Raw genomic sequence first — 13277 nt, forward strand, 5'->3', positions numbered from 1 at the left:
GAAGAAACCATAACCAGATGACATTTACTAGTCAGATCCAGGCTGTCGCCCTGTGCCGCACTCCCTACAAACAAAAATTTGGCATTCCAAGACAGCCAGGGCTCGTTACCGCTGCTCGGGGTTTTGTTGAACTACAAGTCCCCTTTAATCATATCGATGCTGTTAGGGGTTTAGAGCAATATTCACACCTATGGCTGTTATTCAGTTTTCATGAAAACCTGTCACAAGGTTGGAAAACCACGGTCAGGCCACCTCGTCTTGGCGGCAATGAAAAGTTGGGTGTGTTTGCTACTCGCTCGACTTTTAGGCCTAATGGCATAGGCCAATCTGTGGTAAAACTGCATAAGATCCACCACAATAATGGCGTGGTATCGTTAGAGATCTCAGGTATGGATCTTCTCGATGGCACTCCCGTTATAGATATTAAACCCTACATTCCCTTTTCAGACTCCATAGCAGATGCACAAGGTGGCATAGCCCACGAAGCGCCAGCTTTAGCTGAGGTTCAATTCTCTGAACACGCACTCCAGCAAGTGATCGCTTATGAAAAGCTAGCGCAATATCCTAGGCTAGCAGCACTAATCCAAGGCGTACTGGCACAGGATCCTCGCCCAGCCTATAAAAAAGCCAAGGCCGATCCTAAAGAGTATCAAGTTGCCCTGTATGATTTAGATATTCTCTGGCATATGCAAGGTAACACCATAGTGGTTACTGAGTTACGTGCTGGGCCCAAAGGGTAAAAAGGAGCGCTTTTTTGTCGACACCCGATTATCAAACCCAGCATAAAAAGCGTCTCTCTTATATGCCTTGGCTCTATTTCACTCTCAAACCTAAACTACTGAGTTGGGCTCAACCTTGGCAAAAGCAAGTTCAAGCTGAGTTTATGGCATTGGAGACAGTGTCATTCGCAGAAAACTGCTTTATTGCCCCCGAGGCCAAGCTATTTGCCGAACCCGGACGGGATATCATTGTCGGTTCGCGCTGCATGATAGCCGCCGATAGCTTTCTCCATGGGCCCATCACCTTAGGTGATGAAGTAGCGATCAACCATAACTGCTCCCTAGACGGAGGACGTGCAGGCATCAAAATAGGTGCGCAAACTCGCATCGCCAATAACGTCACCATCTACGCCTTCAATCACGGCATGGTACCCGATAGCCCAATCTATCAGCAAGCCTCAAACTCCAAAGGAGTGACGATAGGCAAAGATGTCTGGATTGGCGCTCAAGCTGGGATAGTCGATGGGGTTACTATAGGTGACTACGCCGTCATAGGCATGGGCTGCATCGTCACCAAAGATGTGCCTGATTTTGCCATCGTTACAGGCAATCCAGCCAGAGTGATAGGTGACCGACGCGATAAAGTGTAATGCTCAGTTGCTAGGCTAATGAACAGAGAGGGTTGCGATAGACCCTTAGTAAGAGACCTACGACTTAAAAACGAAATGAAGCAGAAATGCCCACGTAAGTCCCCTTTCCTGCATCGAGGTGAACAACAGGACGAAGAAAATATTGGTCGGTAATATAAGCGCCAATGGCCGAGCCGAGTATATGACTACCAGCATCGAGCAGTGCCTCTTTTGCCGAATTATCATCTCTTATATATTGATCCAACTCAGCCAAAGTCCCGACTACACTGCTAATGCCGAAACCAACCCAAGCACGATCAATTTCAGGCCAATAATAATCGGAAATCGCAACTAAAGCCCCCGCAGCAACTGCGCCACCAGCAACATGACTAATCTCGCTATTAAAACTTGAGTTACCTTTAGCCGTCGCCACATCTGACATAAACAGGCACACAAACACTAAAAATATTCTTAACGTTATTCTCATAGTCTCTGTCCTATCATCAATTTCTCTATAGGCTTTTGCTTCAGAAATAAGAGGCTAACACTAACATACATAATACCGTGAACTATGTAGTCTAATAGTACGAATATTAACTCCATAACTCGTACCGCTAATATTCACATAAATAATTGTGACGTTATCGTTATCGGTATGGGTTTCGTCGTCAGCAAAACGTAATCTTGGCAACCCTTGCCGACAATCCCACATAAGTTAATTTGCCGGTATATTAGATTCCACTTTAATCAATTCGATCGCTTTTAGCGCAAAACGCTCACCTAAGATGTCGTACCCATCCTCTAATGCATGTATGTCATTTGTTTTACCGTTAAGATCGTCGGTATTTACCCAAGTAGCTCTAGGGAGCGACTCTGCAACTTCGACTTGAGCTTCTCGTATGCTTGTCCAGTGAGCTGCTTTTTTATTCTCCATATCAAAATCATTAATGCGACCGATAACGATATTGATATCTTTCTTGTTTAAATCCATAGAAAGTTGTTTGAATAACCCCTTCAAGCTATCGGCATAGACTCTCCCTTGCTTGTCTTTGGCATCACGCTCCCCCTGCATCCAAACAAAGGTTACGGTTTTTATTTTTTCACCTTGAATTGCCCCATTAACTTTAACCATTAGGCGGTCATATAGATCGCCATTATCCGCAGGCATCTCACCTTCTACAGGTTTCCACTGCTTATACCAGCGACGAATGGGTTGACCTCCTTTGGCATCTTTCACAACGATAAAGTTATTCTTACCGAGATGGTTATCTAGGGTCGGCGTAAAGGAAACAGAGGGATCCAGACGTGCCATATTTGATTGTCCAGATAGTATAAGCAAGTGCTTACCCTCGTCACTTGCTTGTGCTGACACAGCAAAAGCGAATGTGATTAGCGCAAGAGTTAAAGAAAACTTCATTTTTTGATCCTTATTGTTGTTATTGACCTAACGACTACCTTTCATACCACCAGTGTTTACAAGCCGCCAACCATATCATCTTATTTATACTATTAATGTGTATAAATAAAAATATAATGATCTATAAGCTTTCATAAAAAAATCCAAGGCCTAGAGATAGGACTCGGATTCTGAGGTTTAGCTAAGCTGTTTATTAGATCATTAAGCGGCATTAGACTGAAAAGTTAATGTGCTACTACAAATCACTGAGATGCTGTAAATTTTGCTCTGTCACTTTCCCAATCACACTATCTACAGCATGCTCCATCAATGAAACTGATAGCTCACCATTTATTTTTAGTTCTGCTAATGGGTGGCTAGGAATGTCTCTGTTGTTCTTACCTTCCTCGATAACGATAAAATCATTAGGAAAGTGATATTCAAATTGTTCATTTTTACTGATATTAACAAGCACAACAAGCTCGGCAGAGGTCGCATCATCAGCGCCTCCTGTCGTTTTAAAGCCGTAGCGTTTTACCTCAATATAGGGGAACTCACGCTTTAAACTAGAGCTAGCACTAATTCCATCAATAAATACTGCCCTCCACTCCTTTTGAGACTGTTTATCTATACTCTGAGAGAACTGTAACTGCATATCAAAACCATCAGTACTTGCAGCCCCACGAATATCTTTCGCTATCCCCTCATCAATGGCGACACCAAGCGCGATACCTACCGGTCCCATTGTAGACATTAAGGCAATACCTGCCCCAGCGCCTTTGCCCTGAAATTGAATTCTATTGGGTTCAGCAAAATGAATATTCACAGTCGATGACTCTTCCCTATCAAGTGAGGAGCACCCAGTTATAATCAGGGCAATAAATAACCAAAGTAGTGCAATAGCTTTTTTCATTTTTATCCCTATGGATTCATGATGTAATTGATACGACATCGATTTTGAATGTTGGTTGAATAGCTATAGACCTGAATACAGACACTTTCCTTCGCCATTTTTGCTGCTAGAGCAATACTAAATACATAATCCTTATTAGTACCCTCATGGGGTATATAAAAACCACCGGGGCACTGACTTGGATTAGCCTTATACTCAACCCAAATACCATACGTATCACTACCAGTAGCCCAAGTTCTTAGCCTTTGAACCTCCCCACAGAAGTTTTCAGCAGCTTGAGATAATGTGGGTACCATTATCAAGACGAATAAAATTATCTTACGTAAAAACACACCCACGTCCTTATTTTTCAATAGTTGAATAACATCAGATAAATACTTAAAAATTAACCATCGCATTTAACGTTATTACTCAGCCAACCAAATGCGATCGACCTTCATGTATCCACTGATCGTTCCTCGCATCTGAATTTGAACATTTCTTTGACTGGCTTGGGCTGCCAGAGCGGTAGAGTAAAACAACTTGGCAAACTCAGGATTATCAGTAATTCTCACAGCTGCCGCAACGCCAGTAGTTAATGACATTTTAGCTTCACTTCCTGCAGCGGGATCCATTGCTTCATCAAAATATAAAAGAATCAAATTTCCTGAATTAACGTAAATTCGGCTCACCTTGCCATCATATTGGCAATAGCCGTTATAACTACTATAACAAGCAGGAGCCGATGCTACCGCAGCAAAGCTAGTCAGCAGTGGTACAACTAAAAATATTAATATTTTCACCCTATACTCCTTTGTTTATCAGTTAAAACTGCTTCGTTTATTTCTGTCTTACAAAGTGTAAGACTAGAAATAAGTTTTCTGAATCGTAATCAAATCGATTTCACAACTTCCACTATGTTCAGCATACGCCCTTAACTTTACACCTGACAAATAACCAGCCATGGCAATACTCAACATCTGATTGATCACCGCATCCTCGTGTTGCCCATAAGTGATGGTTCCTACACCATTACAAGACACTTCATCTTTATGTGTCGCATCTGCAGCGAAATGAACCTTTATTAACTTACTATTTGAGAAGTCGTACAATTTCACGCCAGTCAAAGTCCCATAAGCAATATCAGCAGCTTGAATGGTAAAACTTACATTTACCGCACCTAATGTGATAATGATTCCGAGGACGAACTGTTTAGTAAATAATCCCGCCCCATTATTAGCAGTCACTAATACACCCAAACACTAACAATTTTAGGATGATTATTATTCTGTCCACTACAACCATTCAGCCAAAACCGAACTGGTTCACCAGCCATAAACGCAGCTAATAAAGTGGAGTGTAAAGTCAAGTAATTAGCATCACTGGGCCTTATTGCAAAATAACTGACACTGGGACAGTTATCTGGATTGTTAGTGATACTTGGCACATGGACCATAGTCCAACCATTATTGACATAAATATTATCGATCAAACCAGAACCTGTTCCGCCGCTAGCATGTGACTTTGCCGAAATGAATAACAAAATAAGAATAAACATGTAGAATTTAAATGTCATAATTATAGCCTTATTCTGTATGTTCTATCGCATATAGTTTGCACCAAAAATTACCACTACCATTCCACTTTTGATCGTCATGGCCATATATTCGAACCTTAGCTTTTGAGTGATAGGCAGCCAAAACCATACTTAAATTAGCATCAAATCCAGCATCACTTTTGTTGAGCCAGTACCCATAGCAAACACTACTGGGATCATTGACAGTAAATACCACATCTCCGCCACCATACTGATTGTAAGAGATAAGACGCTTAATACTGGTCTGCCCCGTAGACTCAATAGCAGCATAACTATTATTTACACCAAACAGTAAAAATAAAAGCAAAGTTAGACAAGTAAGAGGGTTCATTATTATATTTCCTTAGCAACTATTTAATCATGGATATATAGGGCACCTGAAGGTGTCATTATGTTATAGGTGACGGAAGGGATTGAGTGCCAAGGGACAGAATCACAAATATGTATATAAGGCCTCACCTTTTTCCAGCCATATAAGCGGCTAGGATTGTGGCGTACACTTTATCGTACTGAGGATGATCACTTTTAACGTAAAACTTATTCCCAATCGTGCAAGTTGCTGCATTACCAAATGCACCATGCACTAAAAAGCCACCACCACGTTCAATCTCAATATGAGTCGGCACTGCTGGCGTCGCCCAACCACCCGCATAAACATTCAAACTAAACATCAAGATGGTTAATAAACAAAGTGTTAGTGTATTTGGTTTCATAATGAGATCCTAATCTGGTCTAATCGGTCCGGACACCTTGATTGTGGATAATACGATAATCAATCGAGGTGATCATGAATACAAAACGTCAGTATCGAACTTATACCAAAGAATTTAAAGAAGAAGCCATCGGCTTAATCACAGAACAAGGCTACACCGTCCCGCAAGCTGCCGATGCGCTAGGAGTGTCATCAAACCTGCTATATACCTGGAGACAGAAGGCTGAGGAGCTCGAAAACTCATCCGTTAGTTCAGATGAAAAGACTGAGCTATTAGCGCTTCGAAAAGAGGTTAAGCAGCTGAGAATGGAGAAAGAAATTCTAAAAAAGGCCAGTGCCTTCTTCGCGAGAGAAATGAAGTAAAGTTTCGGTTTATTCGAGAGCATAAGCCTCGATTCCCGACAAAAACGCTTTGTTATGTTCTGCGTGTAAGTCGCAGTACATTTTATGATTGGCTAGCTAGACCAGCTCAAATAATAAGTGAGCAAGAGCTCAATCTCTACCGAACGGCTAAACGTCTTTTTAAGCGCAGCCGAGGAAGTTTAGGCTCTCGTCAACTAGCCAAGAAACTACGCCTGGAAGGCTTCAGTATTGGACGTTATCGCACTCGAACTATTATGCGAAAGCTCGGTCTAGTAGTCACTCAACGCCAAGCTTACAAGGTAACTACAAAGCGTAAACACAGTGATAGCGTTGCAGATAATCTGCTGGATCAGCAATTCTATCCTGAGAAAGTTAATCAGATTTGGGCTGGTGATGTGACTTATTTAAGGACGCGTCAGGGCTGGATGTTTCTAGCTATTGTAATGGACTTACACTCTAGACGCATAGTAGGTTGGGCCATATCAAAGCGCATGACTGTTAATTTAGTTGAGCGAGCATTGCGAATGGCAATAACGTTACGAAAACCCAAAAGAGGGATCATGTTTCATAGTGACAGAGGCTCACAATACACCAGTAAGCAGTTTCAAAACCTGTTGAATGGACATGGGATAGTTGCTTCGATGAGCAGCGTAGGAGCCTGTTTAGACAATGCAGTTGTTGAGCGTTTCTTTGGAAGTTTGAAGCATGAGTGGTTGTTAAATGTGGTGCATTTAACGCGGGAAACAATGAAGCAAGATGTTGAAGAATATATTCGGTATTACAACCACGAGCGGCTTCACACAACACTTGGTGATTTAACACCTATCAGCTACGAAAAATTACAAAGTAAGGTGTCCGGTTTGGCTTGACCAGAATATCCATTCAATGCAAAGAGACAATTAATTTACTCATTCACTTCCGATAATCCAGTAATGATGCAGGTTGTTTGAGTATTATCGATAACATACCTCAAACTCTTTCCCCTCGCCTTTGCTGAAAGCGCATAAGCATATTGCGCCTTATCAAACTCAGTACCACTCATATTGATTTGACCACGGCTATAACGACAATGTTCAGGAAACTGAGACGAAGAGATATAAGCTACACCATTATTTAAGCTTAACGACCAACTAGTCAAAGCCTGACTAGGCCAATTACGCTTTGCATCGGTGTTATTGGTAAAAACTAAACATACAATAGCCAGTAACAAACTAAACCTGCGCATCGAAACTTCCTTTTCTTTTCAACCTAAACTAGTTATGCCTTATAACAAACGCACATGCCCAACTGTGGCATAGGAAGTTCCCGCCCATACACCGGTGCAAGCAGCACTAACATAAACATTAACTGGCTTACCTGACATATAAGCTGCAAGAAACATGTTCATCCAATTCTTATCAACAGATGGGTTGATCCTCACATCCCCACCTGAATTAATTTGGCAGTCATTAGGGTTACTAAAAGTTGATAGCTTAATCAGAGTGGTCGATTCATTGAGAGTATAAATCCCTGTCACTTCAGCTCTACCTGACCAACCTGCAGTAGCGTTGGCTAGCAAGGGAAATACAATACATATAGCACTTATCGTTATCATCACAACACGTAGCATTTAGACATCCTTTTCATCATTAATTTCTGTTGTAAACTGTTGCTGTAAAACACGCTTTTTTTGCATCCTACAGCCTAATCAACTTTATAGAAGGTCTAATACCACTGCACTCCAATGCCATTGATATAGATGTATCTGACAAACGTGCCGCTAAAGCCAAGGAATAGATCGCTTTACCGTGTTCCGTGCTCAGGTTAGCTTGATTGTATGCTTGATTACATTCCGCAGGGATGAACTCAGCAGGTACGCCCCCCTTCACAACAATAAGTGCAACCCCGTTCTCAATGATTATCGTTTGGATAGCCTGATAAGGTGTCCAATGTCCAGGTTGAGCAGAAGCTGCACTGCTAAAAATACTCAACAAAAATAATACTAACCATCTAGTCATATAGCCTCCATGACAAACAAAATAATACGTTGAATATTACCAAGACATAGTGCCCATTTTTATTCCTCGTACGTCTTGTGCGTTACCCCATGAGCTACAGGACTCTGCAACATAAAGATCGATATTCGTTTCTCCTGAGATATAAGCAGTCATAGCCATGCTTACTATCTCTTGATAATTTGGTACACTGCTGTCTATAGCAAACCTTTTGGTAGTAGCGCACGATGACATTGAAGAGCTATCTCCATCAATATTGATAAGTAATACCCCCTTACCTCCACTGAGAAATACACCAGCACCAGTAATGGTTACGCCCCTAAATCGAGTTGAAGAGAAAGCATCACAAGCAAATAAAAATAAAATCATAATAGTAGTTATCTTAAATACACTTCTCATACCCATCCTTAAATATATTACGTATTGTTATAACTACACCTTCATTTATCATGTTCCACATAAAGCGAAATTAAAAGACTCTAAACCTAAACAATTTATAGAGAGTAAATGTCTAAGCCTACTTTAAAATGAATAGAGGTAGCTTACTCTGGTTATCTACCAAATCCCTAAATATGTAACTGGTCCTGCTTGATTTATTTTAGACACACCAAGAATCAACTTCTCCGAGGTTGCCATTTTTGTTAATACTACACTCCAAATTGACTTTCCAGCTTCAGTCGTTGTATCAATCGAATAGTTATAGCAACAAGGTAAAGCTTGTGGGTTAAATTCATTGAGATTTCTGAGGTAAACCACGCCATTTGGCGCCATCTGCCACTTTAATAAGCTCATGTTTTCAATAGTAACCCAGTCTTCAGCACTCACCTTCAATGGTAAAATAAGCAAAAACAATAAAAAGATAAATTTCATAGACATCAACTACCAACATTAATAAAAAACCTAGTTAAACACCCACAAATTATTGATAATAGGTGTTAAGTGAGTATCACCCCAAAAAGGAATAATTTCACAACCAGAAGCATGCAAACCCACTTTCTTACCTGAAGCAAAAGCCATCATGGCATGAGCGATTAAATTTTTGCTCCCAACTAGATCAGCTTTTATATGCACACGTTCAGTAACGGGATAATTATCGAGATTTGTTACCTCACCCGTTATATACAATGTTACTCCACCCCCGCCATGAGCATGAATTCTATTAATTGTCACACCCGAGCTATAACCAGTAAAGTATTTAGCCTCTGCATTTTGCACAAGAAAAACCAAAGAGATTAGTACTACCTTTCTTAAAATATCCATATCTTCAATCCCAAACGTATGTTTTATATAAATTTTATTAATCATAACTAGCTGAGAGTTACTAAGCTCTGTTTCTATGGTTAGCTACTGAACCTGCAGATATTTAAAACCCCTAATAGTGTTATATGTTCTTCCATCAAAAGTCACACACCCATCAGAGTAACCCCTGATGGCTTTCCCCGCCATATAAGCAGCAAGCAATAAACTGTATGCTTTGTCATAATTACTATCAGTATTTAAAAGCACTACGGCCTCTGTTCTGCTACATGAATTAGGATTTCCCCAATCATTCCCATACATAAAAAAACCACCTGTATGGAATGCTACCTTGTCAACTTCCTCAGTCCCTACCCACCCTTTTGAATAACATGCGGGAGTGACCAAAGCTAACGATATTATCAACATGCAAATAAACACTCTCATGTAAAAACCTTATCTATTTGTTAACAGCCTAATTATTCACTCAATAGATGCAAATACTGGCACAGTACCTGCGCACCAAATATTTCCAGCAACAGCGCATTGAAATAGTGATAAAAGACTACACAATACAATAATGAAAGTTTTCATCTTTCCTTATAAAACCAGTTAACGTGTATACACAGCTTGACTATTAGTATTTTGATTATTTATATACAGTAAAGTACCTAATGGTCTCTGATACAGATTAGTCTATACATGTCCCTTCGGTTCTAAACGATACTGTTTTTTGAGCTGCAAAAGCCAACATCAACATACTAAAATATTTTTTCGCCATCGGACGATCCATCTTATAGCTAAGGTAATCACCATTCGACCCATGGAAATTTGGTGGATTCTGTACACCACCTTCAGGATAGATATAAATAATATTGCCTTGCTCGTACATGAGTATTTAAGTATTTGAGACATTTTTGCCGTGGGAGCTGCATGAGCATTCGCACAAATAAATAATGCACTCAACAGTAATATCATCCATAACATTTACAACTCCTATATATTCATTCGACACTAGCTACTTATCGTAACTGCACCGTTTTAATATCTTCACCATCGCCCCAACGCGTGCAGCTACCAGTGCCTATTATGGTCACAGGCTTTTGTGCCATATAAGCTGCCAACAACATACTGAACTGGCTCTTACCATAGGTTGAGTTCTCATCCTTGATCATCCAATAAGTAAAATGACCATTAGTACATTCGGGCATGGTTCCCCTATCTCCAGATAAAGTAAACCAATGCAACCCATCAGTCCGCACACTGATATTGGCCACTAAACCTGTTTGACTGCCGGCAAGAGAGGGCAAAGCAAGAAAAGCCGTCATTATCAAAAGTAGTAATGTTAAAAACCTCATAACCCAACCCCCTCAATTAACATCCAAAAAAAACTAATTTACATAACTTAATTCGCGAGTTTCGGCCCAAAATACCAGCCAGTGAGCCAACGCCATGGTGTGTGGCTGTCTGTTGAACAATCTTTGCCATCATTGAACCACAAGGTCATATCTTTCTGACTCATCTGTGCTGCTATAAGAGTTGAAAAAATGACTTTACATGTTTCAGTATTTACACCATTTGAATCTACAGCGACAGAACATAAAACAGGCCAAGATAAAGGACCAATACGTTCAGCTAAAAGTTGGCCATTCTGTGGGTTCAAGCTAACGCCAACTACCTTTCCATGACAGGTATAAGCCGCCCCCACAACAGAGGAAATAGACCAGATGCTCAATATAAGTAATATTCTAATAATCATAGGCTCTCCCTAGCGCAAACTAATATATCCAATACGGCAATACCCGTTACCCGAGCTTTGTTCCTGATTTGAATAGATCGTTACTGCGCTACCTGACATTTTCGCCGCAAGTAATACAGCAACATATGTCTGATAGTTACTGTTTGATGCATTTAAATAAGCCCAAGCATGATTATTGTTACAAACTTTAGGTGACCCCTCTAACGTCACCCTAAAGGCGTAGTTAGCTCCACCAGCCACATCAACTGTGACTATCTTTCCTGTAACATAACCATCCCAGGCATAACCTGAAGAGCTAAATAATGACAAAACCAACACCAAGAGTATCCCTTTCATCTCTACAGTCCTTTTAATCTAAAAACCATCTCACAACTACATTACTACTGCTTATCCAATGTCACATAAACGATTTTACATTCGCTTGAGCTTTCAACAGTTCTCACAAACACTTTCTTGTTTGAGAGCTGCGCAGCTAATAGCGTAGAGAAAATCATATCCCCACCAGCATCCGTAGATCTGAATGTGCTGTAAACATTTGAAACTGCTGGCAGGTCATCAATGTCTCATCTCCTGATGTAGCGACATACACGACTCCAGACGCATTGACATATAACTTGTCCACATACACATTTGAGCATCCCAAATTGGCACACTCCGCAAAAGCAGAAGCATTGACAAGCAATAAAACGAGCCCAACAAATACTTTTTTAAACATATCCATATATTCCAACTTCTTTCAAATCTATTTATCTCTATCCCTAACCTATTGTTTCACCGTCAAGTTACTTCAAGTGGCAATTAGTCATTAAACATCACCAATATATACTGCAGCTGGCGTACTGCCGTAAGTTGGCAAAGCGGCACAAGTTCCTTCACCACCATAATAAAAAATGGCTTTTCCATTATTCTTTTTTATATTCTGTAACATTGCAGTCCACATAGCACAAGTGGTTACACTGACTCCTTTCCAGTCATTGTTTAAGCTACAAATATAGGTAAAATCATTTCTTCCTGAATGTAAAATATCAATCATCCCATTACCATAAACCAGTACTCTATGGATATCTACTGAACAATGAAAAGCTGCAATCACTGACGTAGAAAACATAACTGACAACATCATAAAACAACCCAATGTAGATAACTTCATAACACTTCCCTTACCTTACGCTATATCCATGTTCTTAAATAATTGAAGCCTGTTAAATCAGGTTAAGTATTTTCAAATTTCTATAAAACTGGAGAACCGAGGGTTATGAATGTGGCTTTACAATAAGTAGATGATTGTGCTCTTTTTTCATCATCATATCTTAGGCCTACATCTTTACCCGCCATATGCGCTGCAAGGATCATAGAATATGCATGGTCAGTATCCATAACAAATAGCACTCTGCCATTCCAAGTGCCGCAGCTTCCAGCACTTGTCACTCCTGCTAGAGTGAACCAAAATATTGGTGCTTCCCAGCTAGTATGGATAGAACCATCATGGGTTCTTATATATTCCACCACACCACTTTTACTACCCGCTTTAGCTAGAGCAGGGGTGCTAATCAACAATATAAGCAACGCAAAAATACACTTCATGTAAGTCCCCTTTATCATAGATTGCACCGTTAATTAGTTTTTATTCATTCTTATCATTTGAGTGACATCATAAGAAGCGCATGAAGAACCATTCAACCGAACAGTTACATACTTATCTGCCAACAATGCTGCTAATGCTGTGCTATACATTGCTTGACCTTGAAATTGACTCATATCCCAAGTAATCCAACCATTATGTGGACAATTATTTTTAGACGGCCAACCTCCACAAGGGGATATATAAGTACTATTGCTGGTTGAGTGCGCCTGTATATCGCACACTTTAATTTTGTGATCCATCGAATGAACTATTGCTGAAAAAAACAGAGACACAAAGATAAAAATCTTAACGACTATATTTATGTTAGATAGTGATGTATCCATCCATTTAATCCC

The 13277-nt window shown here is 40.2% G+C and carries 24 protein-coding genes; 3 read left to right on the top strand and 21 right to left on the bottom strand.

Annotated elements, in window-relative coordinates; translation table 11 throughout:
- Positions 1 to 17 precede the first annotated feature (17 nt).
- Both tsaA and HWQ47_RS18115 read left to right on the top strand, forming a co-directional pair.
- The gene (gene tsaA / locus HWQ47_RS18110) at positions 18 to 740 is read left to right on the top strand and encodes a tRNA (N6-threonylcarbamoyladenosine(37)-N6)-methyltransferase TrmO (RefSeq protein WP_269967461.1); all 723 of its coding nucleotides are present in this window, start codon (positions 18 to 20) and stop codon (positions 738 to 740) included.
- A 62-nt stretch (positions 741 to 802) separates the two neighbouring features.
- The gene (locus HWQ47_RS18115) at positions 803 to 1369 is read left to right on the top strand and encodes an acyltransferase (protein ID WP_269971783.1); all 567 of its coding nucleotides are present in this window, start codon (positions 803 to 805) and stop codon (positions 1367 to 1369) included.
- A gap of 64 nt (positions 1370 to 1433) precedes the next feature.
- Here the strand turns inward: HWQ47_RS18115 and HWQ47_RS18120 are convergent, their stop codons facing one another.
- The 9 genes from HWQ47_RS18120 to HWQ47_RS18160 all read right to left on the bottom strand — a co-directional run bounded on the left by HWQ47_RS18120 (position 1434) and on the right by HWQ47_RS18160 (position 5946).
- Positions 1434 to 1835 carry a hypothetical protein gene (locus HWQ47_RS18120; protein WP_269967462.1) on the bottom strand — a complete coding sequence of 134 codons (402 nt, stop codon included), beginning with the start codon at positions 1833 to 1835 and terminating at the stop codon, positions 1434 to 1436.
- Between the two features lie 228 nt (positions 1836 to 2063).
- Complete coding sequence (locus tag HWQ47_RS18125; protein ID WP_269967463.1) at positions 2064 to 2765, bottom strand: sialate O-acetylesterase; 702 nt, start codon at positions 2763 to 2765, stop codon at positions 2064 to 2066.
- A gap of 235 nt (positions 2766 to 3000) precedes the next feature.
- On the bottom strand, positions 3001 to 3657 hold the full coding sequence (locus tag HWQ47_RS18130) for a hypothetical protein (protein WP_269967464.1): 657 nt from the start codon (positions 3655 to 3657) through the stop codon (positions 3001 to 3003).
- Positions 3658 to 3665: 8 nt separating this feature from the next.
- Entirely contained in the window at positions 3666 to 3989 is a 324-nt protein-coding gene (locus HWQ47_RS18135) for a hypothetical protein (protein ID WP_269967465.1), read from the bottom strand.
- Positions 3990 to 4064: 75 nt separating this feature from the next.
- Positions 4065 to 4439 (bottom strand): hypothetical protein, encoded by a 375-nt coding sequence (locus HWQ47_RS18140; protein ID WP_269967466.1) that lies wholly within the window; start codon positions 4437 to 4439, stop codon positions 4065 to 4067.
- 63 nt (positions 4440 to 4502) lie between these two features.
- Positions 4503 to 4883, bottom strand: coding sequence for a hypothetical protein (locus HWQ47_RS18145; RefSeq protein ID WP_269967467.1), 381 nt, complete (start codon positions 4881 to 4883; stop codon positions 4503 to 4505).
- Positions 4883 to 5212 carry a hypothetical protein gene (locus HWQ47_RS18150; RefSeq protein ID WP_269967468.1) on the bottom strand — a complete coding sequence of 110 codons (330 nt, stop codon included), beginning with the start codon at positions 5210 to 5212 and terminating at the stop codon, positions 4883 to 4885. Before HWQ47_RS18150 ends, HWQ47_RS18145 begins: the two co-directional genes overlap by 1 nt.
- Before the next feature lie 10 nt (positions 5213 to 5222).
- Positions 5223 to 5564, bottom strand: a complete 342-nt coding sequence (locus HWQ47_RS18155; protein ID WP_269967469.1) for a hypothetical protein — start codon at positions 5562 to 5564, stop codon at positions 5223 to 5225.
- Between the two features lie 124 nt (positions 5565 to 5688).
- A complete protein-coding gene (locus tag HWQ47_RS18160) occupies positions 5689 to 5946 on the bottom strand; it encodes a hypothetical protein (protein WP_269967470.1) in 258 nt (85 codons plus the stop codon).
- A gap of 74 nt (positions 5947 to 6020) precedes the next feature.
- Here HWQ47_RS18160 and HWQ47_RS18165 point away from each other — a divergent pair.
- Positions 6021 to 7177, top strand: a protein-coding gene (locus HWQ47_RS18165; protein WP_269967471.1) for an IS3 family transposase whose coding sequence is annotated in 2 segments (ribosomal slippage) — positions 6021 to 6267 and positions 6267 to 7177 — 1158 coding nt in all. Because the reading frame shifts where the segments join, the coding sequence is not laid out codon by codon here.
- Between the two features lie 35 nt (positions 7178 to 7212).
- On the opposite strand, the gene HWQ47_RS18170 is transcribed toward HWQ47_RS18165, so the two are convergent.
- From HWQ47_RS18170 to HWQ47_RS18225, 12 genes are all read right to left on the bottom strand, one after another.
- Positions 7213 to 7533, bottom strand: a complete 321-nt coding sequence (locus HWQ47_RS18170; protein ID WP_269967472.1) for a hypothetical protein — start codon at positions 7531 to 7533, stop codon at positions 7213 to 7215.
- Positions 7534 to 7572: 39 nt separating this feature from the next.
- A complete protein-coding gene (locus HWQ47_RS18175) occupies positions 7573 to 7917 on the bottom strand; it encodes a hypothetical protein (protein ID WP_269967473.1) in 345 nt (114 codons plus the stop codon).
- 67 nt (positions 7918 to 7984) lie between these two features.
- The gene (locus HWQ47_RS18180; RefSeq protein ID WP_269967474.1) at positions 7985 to 8305 is read right to left on the bottom strand and encodes a hypothetical protein; all 321 of its coding nucleotides are present in this window, start codon (positions 8303 to 8305) and stop codon (positions 7985 to 7987) included.
- 36 nt (positions 8306 to 8341) lie between these two features.
- The gene (locus HWQ47_RS18185; protein ID WP_269967475.1) at positions 8342 to 8671 is read right to left on the bottom strand and encodes a hypothetical protein; all 330 of its coding nucleotides are present in this window, start codon (positions 8669 to 8671) and stop codon (positions 8342 to 8344) included.
- 186 nt (positions 8672 to 8857) lie between these two features.
- Complete coding sequence (locus HWQ47_RS18190; RefSeq protein WP_269967476.1) at positions 8858 to 9172, bottom strand: hypothetical protein; 315 nt, start codon at positions 9170 to 9172, stop codon at positions 8858 to 8860.
- A 30-nt stretch (positions 9173 to 9202) separates the two neighbouring features.
- Positions 9203 to 9562, bottom strand: coding sequence for a hypothetical protein (locus tag HWQ47_RS18195; protein WP_269967477.1), 360 nt, complete (start codon positions 9560 to 9562; stop codon positions 9203 to 9205).
- Between the two features lie 998 nt (positions 9563 to 10560).
- The gene (locus tag HWQ47_RS18200; protein ID WP_269967478.1) at positions 10561 to 10896 is read right to left on the bottom strand and encodes a hypothetical protein; all 336 of its coding nucleotides are present in this window, start codon (positions 10894 to 10896) and stop codon (positions 10561 to 10563) included.
- Positions 10897 to 10943: 47 nt separating this feature from the next.
- Positions 10944 to 11297, bottom strand: coding sequence for a hypothetical protein (locus HWQ47_RS18205; RefSeq protein ID WP_269967479.1), 354 nt, complete (start codon positions 11295 to 11297; stop codon positions 10944 to 10946).
- A gap of 9 nt (positions 11298 to 11306) precedes the next feature.
- Entirely contained in the window at positions 11307 to 11633 is a 327-nt protein-coding gene (locus HWQ47_RS18210) for a hypothetical protein (protein WP_269967480.1), read from the bottom strand.
- Positions 11634 to 12102: 469 nt separating this feature from the next.
- Positions 12103 to 12447 carry a hypothetical protein gene (locus HWQ47_RS18215; RefSeq protein WP_269967481.1) on the bottom strand — a complete coding sequence of 115 codons (345 nt, stop codon included), beginning with the start codon at positions 12445 to 12447 and terminating at the stop codon, positions 12103 to 12105.
- A gap of 80 nt (positions 12448 to 12527) precedes the next feature.
- Positions 12528 to 12881: a hypothetical protein gene (locus HWQ47_RS18220; RefSeq protein WP_269967482.1), complete on the bottom strand. Its 354-nt coding sequence runs from the start codon at positions 12879 to 12881 to the stop codon at positions 12528 to 12530.
- A 33-nt stretch (positions 12882 to 12914) separates the two neighbouring features.
- Positions 12915 to 13265 (bottom strand): hypothetical protein, encoded by a 351-nt coding sequence (locus HWQ47_RS18225; RefSeq protein WP_269967483.1) that lies wholly within the window; start codon positions 13263 to 13265, stop codon positions 12915 to 12917.
- Positions 13266 to 13277: the final 12 nt, after the last annotated feature.

Source organism: Shewanella sp. MTB7, from assembly GCF_027571385.1.
GTDB lineage: Bacteria > Pseudomonadota > Gammaproteobacteria > Enterobacterales > Shewanellaceae > Shewanella.

What these genes read in the sequence shown, in the direction of transcription:
- tsaA (WP_269967461.1), top strand. Translation starts at nt 18, where the DNA reads ATGACATTTACTAGTCAGATCCAGGCTGTCGCCCTGTGCCGCACTCCC.
- HWQ47_RS18115 (WP_269971783.1), top strand. Translation starts at nt 803, where the DNA reads ATGCCTTGGCTCTATTTCACTCTCAAACCTAAACTACTGAGTTGGGCT.
- HWQ47_RS18120 (WP_269967462.1), bottom strand. Translation starts at nt 1,835, where the DNA reads ATGAGAATAACGTTAAGAATATTTTTAGTGTTTGTGTGCCTGTTTATG.
- HWQ47_RS18125 (WP_269967463.1), bottom strand. Translation starts at nt 2,765, where the DNA reads ATGAAGTTTTCTTTAACTCTTGCGCTAATCACATTCGCTTTTGCTGTG.
- HWQ47_RS18130 (WP_269967464.1), bottom strand. Translation starts at nt 3,657, where the DNA reads ATGAAAAAAGCTATTGCACTACTTTGGTTATTTATTGCCCTGATTATA.
- HWQ47_RS18150 (WP_269967468.1), bottom strand. Translation starts at nt 5,212, where the DNA reads ATGACATTTAAATTCTACATGTTTATTCTTATTTTGTTATTCATTTCG.
- HWQ47_RS18155 (WP_269967469.1), bottom strand. Translation starts at nt 5,564, where the DNA reads ATGAACCCTCTTACTTGTCTAACTTTGCTTTTATTTTTACTGTTTGGT.
- HWQ47_RS18160 (WP_269967470.1), bottom strand. Translation starts at nt 5,946, where the DNA reads ATGAAACCAAATACACTAACACTTTGTTTATTAACCATCTTGATGTTT.
- HWQ47_RS18170 (WP_269967472.1), bottom strand. Translation starts at nt 7,533, where the DNA reads ATGCGCAGGTTTAGTTTGTTACTGGCTATTGTATGTTTAGTTTTTACC.
- HWQ47_RS18175 (WP_269967473.1), bottom strand. Translation starts at nt 7,917, where the DNA reads ATGCTACGTGTTGTGATGATAACGATAAGTGCTATATGTATTGTATTT.
- HWQ47_RS18180 (WP_269967474.1), bottom strand. Translation starts at nt 8,305, where the DNA reads ATGACTAGATGGTTAGTATTATTTTTGTTGAGTATTTTTAGCAGTGCA.
- HWQ47_RS18185 (WP_269967475.1), bottom strand. Translation starts at nt 8,671, where the DNA reads ATGATTTTATTTTTATTTGCTTGTGATGCTTTCTCTTCAACTCGATTT.
- HWQ47_RS18190 (WP_269967476.1), bottom strand. Translation starts at nt 9,172, where the DNA reads ATGAAATTTATCTTTTTATTGTTTTTGCTTATTTTACCATTGAAGGTG.
- HWQ47_RS18195 (WP_269967477.1), bottom strand. Translation starts at nt 9,562, where the DNA reads ATGGATATTTTAAGAAAGGTAGTACTAATCTCTTTGGTTTTTCTTGTG.
- HWQ47_RS18200 (WP_269967478.1), bottom strand. Translation starts at nt 10,896, where the DNA reads ATGAGGTTTTTAACATTACTACTTTTGATAATGACGGCTTTTCTTGCT.
- HWQ47_RS18205 (WP_269967479.1), bottom strand. Translation starts at nt 11,297, where the DNA reads ATGATTATTAGAATATTACTTATATTGAGCATCTGGTCTATTTCCTCT.
- HWQ47_RS18210 (WP_269967480.1), bottom strand. Translation starts at nt 11,633, where the DNA reads ATGAAAGGGATACTCTTGGTGTTGGTTTTGTCATTATTTAGCTCTTCA.
- HWQ47_RS18215 (WP_269967481.1), bottom strand. Translation starts at nt 12,447, where the DNA reads ATGAAGTTATCTACATTGGGTTGTTTTATGATGTTGTCAGTTATGTTT.
- HWQ47_RS18220 (WP_269967482.1), bottom strand. Translation starts at nt 12,881, where the DNA reads ATGAAGTGTATTTTTGCGTTGCTTATATTGTTGATTAGCACCCCTGCT.
- HWQ47_RS18225 (WP_269967483.1), bottom strand. Translation starts at nt 13,265, where the DNA reads ATGGATACATCACTATCTAACATAAATATAGTCGTTAAGATTTTTATC.